The 5250-nt window shown below is 57.5% G+C and carries 2 rRNA genes; both read left to right on the top strand.

Features of this window, described 5'->3' with window-relative positions:
* Positions 1-91: 91 nt before the first annotated feature.
* A 16S ribosomal RNA gene (locus GSY69_RS13430) occupies positions 92-1623 on the top strand.
* A 524-nt stretch (positions 1624-2147) separates the two neighbouring features.
* A 23S ribosomal RNA gene (locus tag GSY69_RS13425) occupies positions 2148-5250 on the top strand.
* The 16S and 23S rRNA genes sit together here, the layout of an rRNA operon.

Here is a 5250-nt window from a genome sequence, read left to right as displayed (position 1 = left end):
CGGCTGCCTGCCCTTTGTGGTGGGTTGGTGGGGTGTTGTTCTTGTCAGTGATTCTTTTGTCGGCTGGGGTCTTTTTTGGCTCGCACATTTTTTTGTGGAGAGTTTGATCCTGGCTCAGGACGAACGCTGGCGGCGTGCTTAACACATGCAAGTCGAACGCTGAAGCCTGGTGCTTGCACTGGGTGGATGAGTGGCGAACGGGTGAGTAACACGTGAGTAACCTGCCCCTGACTCTGGGATAAGCCCGGGAAACTGGGTCTAATACCGGATATGACGCGCTGCCGCATGGTGGTGTGTGGAAAGTTTTTTCGGTTGGGGATGGGCTCGCGGCCTATCAGCTTGTTGGTGGGGTGATGGCCTACCAAGGCGACGACGGGTAGCCGGCCTGAGAGGGCGACCGGCCACACTGGGACTGAGACACGGCCCAGACTCCTACGGGAGGCAGCAGTGGGGAATATTGCACAATGGGCGCAAGCCTGATGCAGCGACGCCGCGTGGGGGATGACGGCCTTCGGGTTGTAAACCTCTTTCAGTAGGGAACAAGCCCCTTCGGGGGTGAGGGTACCTGCAGAAGAAGTACCGGCTAACTACGTGCCAGCAGCCGCGGTAATACGTAGGGTACAAGCGTTGTCCGGAATTATTGGGCGTAAAGAGCTCGTAGGTGGTCTGTCGCGTCTGCTGTGGAAACGCATCGCTCAACGGTGCGCGTGCAGTGGGTACGGGCGGACTGGAGTGCAGTAGGGGAGTCTGGAATTCCTGGTGTAGCGGTGAAATGCGCAGATATCAGGAGGAACACCGGTGGCGAAGGCGGGACTCTGGGCTGTAACTGACGCTGAGGAGCGAAAGCATGGGGAGCGAACAGGATTAGATACCCTGGTAGTCCATGCCGTAAACGTTGGGCACTAGGTGTGGGGTCCATTCCACGGATTCCGTGCCGTAGCTAACGCATTAAGTGCCCCGCCTGGGGAGTACGGCCGCAAGGCTAAAACTCAAAGGAATTGACGGGGGCCCGCACAAGCGGCGGAGCATGCGGATTAATTCGATGCAACGCGAAGAACCTTACCAAGGCTTGACATGCACTGGACCGGATCAGAGATGGTTCTTCCCTTTGTGGCCGGTGCACAGGTGGTGCATGGTTGTCGTCAGCTCGTGTCGTGAGATGTTGGGTTAAGTCCCGCAACGAGCGCAACCCTCGTTCTATGTTGCCAGCACGTGATGGTGGGAACTCATAGGAGACTGCCGGGGTCAACTCGGAGGAAGGTGGGGATGACGTCAAATCATCATGCCCTTTATGTCTTGGGCTTCACGCATGCTACAATGGTCGGTACAGAGGGTTGCGATGCCGTGAGGCGGAGCGAATCCCATAAAGCCGGCCTCAGTTCGGATCGTAGTCTGCAACTCGACTACGTGAAGTCGGAGTCGCTAGTAATCGCAGATCAGCAACGCTGCGGTGAATACGTTCCCGGGCCTTGTACACACCGCCCGTCAAGTCACGAAAGTCGGTAACACCCGAAGCCGGTGGCCCAACACTTTGTGGGGGAGCCGTCGAAGGTGGGACTGGTGATTGGGACTAAGTCGTAACAAGGTAGCCGTACCGGAAGGTGCGGCTGGATCACCTCCTTTCTAAGGAGCTGTCACTGATAGCCGCGCGCGGCCTGCCCCTCTGTGTGGGGTGGGTGTTGGTGTGTGGTGGTGGCGCCGTCTGCTCGCCCGTTCGTGGTGGGGGCGGTTGCTCATGGGTGGAACGTCGTAGGAGGCGCCCCTTTTTGTGGGGGTGTGTGTGCGCTGCTGGTCGTGGATGGCTGGTGGCGTGTGCTGCTGTGTGTGTGCGGATGCGCTGTTGGGTCCTGGGAGAACAGGCCCCCCTTTTTGTGTGGGGGTGTGTTGTCCGGGATGCCGCCGCCTGGTGCGGGGGCTGGCCTGTGGCTGGTTCTTGTGTGGGTGTGTGGTGGTTGTGTGGTTTGTCAATAGTGGACGCGAGCATCTGGATGTCGCGCGTGTGTGCCCCCTGTCGTGTGGTGGTGCTGCCCTGTGTGGGTGGTTCTGCTGTCGGGTGTGTGTGGGCGTGGCGGCATTCTGTGATTTTGTTGTTGTAAGTGTTTCTTGTGTTATCCGACTCGCTGCCCCCTTGTTTTGTGTGGGGTGGTGGTGAGTGTACAAGGGCGCATGGTGGATGCCTTGGCATCAGGAGCCGATGAAGGACGTGGCAACCTGCGATAAGCCTCGGGGAGTTGGTAAGCGAACGGTGATCCGAGGGTGTCCGAATGGGGAAACCCGGCTGTGTGTTGTGCGCAGTCACCCGTGTCTGAATGTATAGGGCATGTGGAGGGAACGTGGGGAAGTGAAACATCTCAGTACCCATAGGAGAAGAAAATAAGAATGATTCCGTGAGTAGTGGCGAGCGAAAGCGGAGGAGCCTAAACCGTGTGTGTGTCAAGCGTGTCGGCGTTGCATGTGCGGTGTTGTGGGGCTGCTTGTGGGGATTCGGCATGGTCCCCGCGTGGGTGCGTGTGCGTAGTCGAATGATCTGGGAAGGTCGACCGGAGTGGGTGAGAGTCCCGTAGGCGAAACGTGTGCGTGCTGCGTTGAGTGGTTCCCGAGTAGGACGGGACTCGTGTAATCCCGTGTGAATCTGCCAGGACCACCTGGTAAGGCTGAATACTTCCTGATGACCGATAGCGGATCAGTACCGTGAGGGAATGGTGAAAAGTACCCCGGGAGGGGAGTGAAAGAGTACCTGAAACCGTGTGCCTACAATCCGTCAGAGCCTCCTTTGTTGGGGTGATGGCGTGCCTTTTGAAGAATGAGCCTGCGAGTTAGTGGTGCGTGGCGAGGTTAACCCGTGTGGGGGAGCCGTAGCGAAAGCGAGTCCGAAGAGGGCGATTTGAGTCGCGTGTCCTAGACCCGAAGCGGAGTGATCTAGCCATGGGCAGGGTGAAGCGTCGGTAAGACGTCGTGGAGGCCCGAACCCACTTCAGTTGAAAATGGAGGGGATGACCTGTGGTTAGGGGTGAAAGGCCAATCAAACTCTGTGATAGCTGGTTCTCCCCGAAATGCATTTAGGTGCAGCGTTGCGTGGTTCTTGCTGGAGGTAGAGCTACTGGATGGCTGATGGGCCCCACCGGGTTACTGACGTCAACCAAACTCCGAATGCCGGTAAGTGTCAGCGTGGCAGTGAGACTGCGGGGGATAAGCTTCGTAGTCGAGAGGGAAACAGCCCAGACCATCAACTAAGGCCCCTAAGCGTGTGCTCAGTGGGAAAGGATGTGGAGTTGCGAAGACAACCAGGAGGTTGGCTTAGAAGCAGCCATCCTTGAAAGAGTGCGTAATAGCTCACTGGTCAAGTGATTCTGCGCCGATAATGTAGCGGGGCTTAAGCACACCGCCGAAGTTGTGGCAGCGCCATGTGTAGCCCTAACGGGTGTGGTGCTGGGTAGGGGAGCGTCGTGTGGCCGGTGAAGTCGTCGAGTGATCGAGCGGTGGAGGCTATGCGAGTGAGAATGCAGGCATGAGTAGCGAATGACGGGTGGGAAACCCGTCCGCCGGATGACCAAGGGTTCCAGGGCTAGGCTAATCCGCCCTGGGTAAGTCGGGACCTAAGGCGAGGCCGACAGGCGTAGTCGATGGACAACGGGTTGATATTCCCGTACCGGCGAAGAACCGTCCGTACCGAGGCGTGTGAGACTAACCGCCCAAGCCTCCACCGGGGACTCTTTGAGTTCTTGTGTGGGTGGTGATGGTGGGACCTGAGCGCGTAGTAGGTAAGCGTATTAACAGGTGTGACGCAGGAAGGTAGTCGGGCCCAGCGATGGTTGTCTGGGTCTAAGGCTGTAGGGTGTCCGGTTGGCAAATCCGCCGGGCGTGAGCCTGAGAGCTGATGGGCGCCCCACTTGTGGGGTGATCCGATGATCCTATGCTGCCGAGAAAAGCATCGGCGTGAGGTTCGAGCCGCCCGTACCCCAAACCGACTCAGGTGGTCAGGTAGAGAATACTGAGGCGATCGAGAGAATCGTGGTTAAGGAACTCGGCAAAATGCCCCCGTAACTTCGGGAGAAGGGGGGCCGCCCCCGTGAAGCCGCCTGTGCGTGGTGATGTGTGGGTGGTGGCCGCAGAGACCAGAGAGAAGCGACTGTTTACTAAAAACACAGGTCCGTGCGAAGTCGTAAGACGATGTATACGGACTGACGCCTGCCCGGTGCTGGAAGGTTAAGAGGACCTGTTAAACACCTTTGGGTGTTGAAGCGGAGAATTTAAGCCCCAGTAAACGGCGGTGGTAACTATAACCATCCTAAGGTAGCGAAATTCCTTGTCGGGTAAGTTCCGACCTGCACGAATGGCGTAACGACTTCTCTGCTGTCTCAACCGCGAACTCGGCGAAATTGCATTACGAGTAAAGATGCTCGTTACGCGCAGCAGGACGGAAAGACCCCGAGACCTTCACTATAGTTTGGTATTGGTGTTCGGTGTGGCTTGTGTAGGATAGGTGGGAGACGTTGATGCGGCATCGCTAGGTGTTGTGGAGTCGTTGTTGAAATACCACTCTGGCCATTCTGGATTCCTTAACTTCGGACCCTGATCGGGTTCAGGGACAGTGCCTGATGGGTAGTTTAACTGGGGCGGTTGCCTCCTAAAGAGTAACGGAGGCGCCCAAAGGTTCCCTCAGCCTGGTTGGCAATCAGGTGTCGAGTGTAAGTGCACAAGGGAGCTTGACTGTGAGACGGACGTGTCGAGCAGGAGCGAAAGCTGGGACTAGTGACCCGGCCGTGGATTGTGGAATCGCGGTCGCTCAACGGATAAAAGGTACCTCGGGGATAACAGGCTGATCTTGCCCAAGAGTCCATATCGACGGCATGGTTTGGCACCTCGATGTCGGCTCGTCGCATCCTGGGGCTGGAGTCGGTCCCAAGGGTTGGGCTGTTCGCCCATTAAAGCGGTACGCGAGCTGGGTTTAGAACGTCGTGAGACAGTTCGGTCCCTATCCGCTGCGTGCGTATGAAATCTGAGAAGGGCTGTCCTTAGTACGAGAGGACCGGGACGGACGAACCTCTGGTGTGCCAGTTGTACCGCCAGGTGCATGGCTGGTTGGCTACGTTCGGGATGGATAACCGCTGAAAGCATCTAAGTGGGAAGCCGGCTTCGAGATGAGATTTCGTTATTAGGTGCCCTAGAGATGATGGGGTTGATAGGCCAGATGTGGGAGCCCTGTGAGGGGTGGAGCTGACTGGTACTAATACGCCGATCACTCACCCA

Origin of the sequence: Brevibacterium rongguiense, from assembly GCF_009857845.1 — a bacterium.
Classification (GTDB): Bacteria; Actinomycetota; Actinomycetes; order Actinomycetales; family Brevibacteriaceae; genus Brevibacterium; species Brevibacterium rongguiense.
Note: the sequence above shows the minus strand (reverse complement) of the source record. Positions and strands in the feature narration are given on the sequence as shown.